At 56.1% G+C, this 2,203-nt stretch carries 1 protein-coding gene and 1 pseudogene; both read left to right on the plus strand.

Annotated features, from left to right (window positions below):
• The first annotated feature begins 261 nt into the window (after positions 1-261).
• Positions 262-795 (plus strand): S8 family serine peptidase, encoded by a 534-nt coding sequence (locus tag ACR0NY_RS19030; protein ID WP_480771296.1) that lies wholly within the window; start codon positions 262-264, stop codon positions 793-795.
• A 39-nt stretch (positions 796-834) separates the two neighbouring features.
• A pseudogene (locus ACR0NY_RS19035) lies at positions 835-1,952 on the plus strand (IS3 family transposase).
• Positions 1,953-2,203: the final 251 nt, after the last annotated feature.

Here is a 2,203-nt window from a genome sequence, read left to right on the forward strand (position 1 = left end):
CCCGGTCCCAACCCAGGCCCCGGTGCCAACCCAGGCCCCGGTCCCAACCAAGCTCCCGGTCCCAACCCGGGTCCCGGTCCCAACCCAGGCCCCGGCCCCAATCCAGGCCCCGGTCCCAACCCGGGCCCCGGTCCCAACCCTGGCCCCGGTCCCAACCCAGGCCCCGGTCCCAACCCAGCTCCCGGTCCCAATCCAGGTCCCGGCCCTAACGATCCCGCCTACTACCAAACCCCGGAATTCAACCGAAACGAGGGCCTGTCTTTGATTGGAGCCGATGTGCGATACGCAAAGGGCGCACGAGGGCAAGGTGTAAAGATTGCAATCCTGGACACGGGCATTGATGTCGACAATCCGGAGTTCGAAGGGAAAATCGACTTTGACCACAGCCAGTCCTACTTTGTCGGAGACCCCAAAGATATTTCTGAACCCTTCGGTTCTAGCTCTGCCAGTCATGGCACGCATGTCGCCCGCATCGCTGCAGCCAGGAAAGACGGTGAAGGCATACACGGCGTTGCCTTTGTATCCGAGCTTGTCATCTTCAAGGGAATAAGAGCACGGGGCACCACCACCGAATTGACCACCCCTAACACTGTAGAGATATGGCGTGATGCCATAAACCGCTCAATCGATGCCGGTGCGCACGTCATGAACAACAGCTGGGGTACCACCTATAGTATCGGTGGTATCGAACGCACCTCACTAATCACTGAGTTTATGCATCCAGCTTTCACTTTGGACCAAAATCGCAACCGTCTCATAGCAACTCTTGGAGGCGAGACTGTCTTGGCCCCCTAAAACTGTGCCACAGTTGGCTTAGTTTTGGAGACGGGATTGATGGCGCGGAAACGGTATTCGGACGAAGATATTCTGCGGCTTTTGCGCGAGATTGAGCTGGGCCTGGCATCTGGTTCGGATGTCGCGACGGCGTGCAGAACGGCTGGTGTCAGTGATGCGACCTATTACACATGGCGCAAGCGGTTTGGTGGGATGGGACGATCTGAGATGGCCAATCTGAAGGCGCTGCAGAAAGAGAATGATCGGCTCAAGAAAATCGTGGCTGAGCTTGAACTGGACAAACTCATTCTCAAGGAGAGCCTTGATTATCTAAAGCCAAAGGCCTGACGGCAGACCAGCTTCGTCAGGCCGTGGTCCACACCCGACAAAAGCTGGCAACCTCTGAACGGCGCACCTGTCGCGTGATTGGATTGGCGCGGAGCACGCTGCAATACCGCGCAGCGCCAAAGGATGATGAGGCGTTACGTCTGGCGATGATCCGATTGGCCAAACGGTATGGGCGCTACGGCTACCGCAAGGTCGCCGAGCTGCTGCGTGTCGAAGGCTGGGCAGTCAATCATAAAAAGATCGAACGACTATGGCGCGAAGAAGGCTTGCAGCTCCCACAACGGCACAAGAAACGCAAACGGCTGTACCACAAGGACAGCTCGATCATCCGGCTCCGACCGCAACATCCCAATCACATCTGGAGCATTGACTTTGTCCACGACAAGCTGAGCAACGGACAGAGCTACAAGATGCTGACGGTGCTGGATGAGTATACCCGTGAGGCGCTCTGCGTAGCGGTCAAGCCGAAGATGAACAGCGCAGACGTGCTGGATGCGCTCTACCCACTCTTATTGCGGCACGGGAAGCCCGAACACATCCGTTCCGACAACGGCGCGGAGTTCATCGCAACGGCCCTGCAGACCTGGTTAAGAAAGGTGGGCATTAAGCCGATCCAAATCTACCCGGGATCACCTTGGGAGAATGGATACAACGAGCGCTTCAATGGCACTCTGCGCCGGGAAGTCCTCAACGCAGAATGGTTCCACACCACCAAACAGGCTCAGATCGTCATCAATACCTGGCTTAGACAGTACAATCGTGTCAGACCCCATCAGGCTCTAAACATGCGACCGCCCGTTCCAGAAACCTTGCTCAAAACTGGCCCATAGAATTGGGGCTGGACAAGGCATCTCAACAACTGTCATCGAAATTGGCTTTGGACTTTATCGACGGTTCGCCGGTTCGCCGGTTCGCAATAAACTCGAACCTCTTGCATTTTTGAGTTTTTCAACACTATCCGGACTTACCCGCCGTTCGAGGCGCTGAACTTACTGCGACGAGCAACATAGGTCTGTTCGTATAACCACTCGGTTACCCCAGTACGTTATTTTGGGGGTCGGACAGATATGCAACTCGAACC

It is taken from the genome of Ruegeria sp. BJ5, assembly GCF_056537865.1.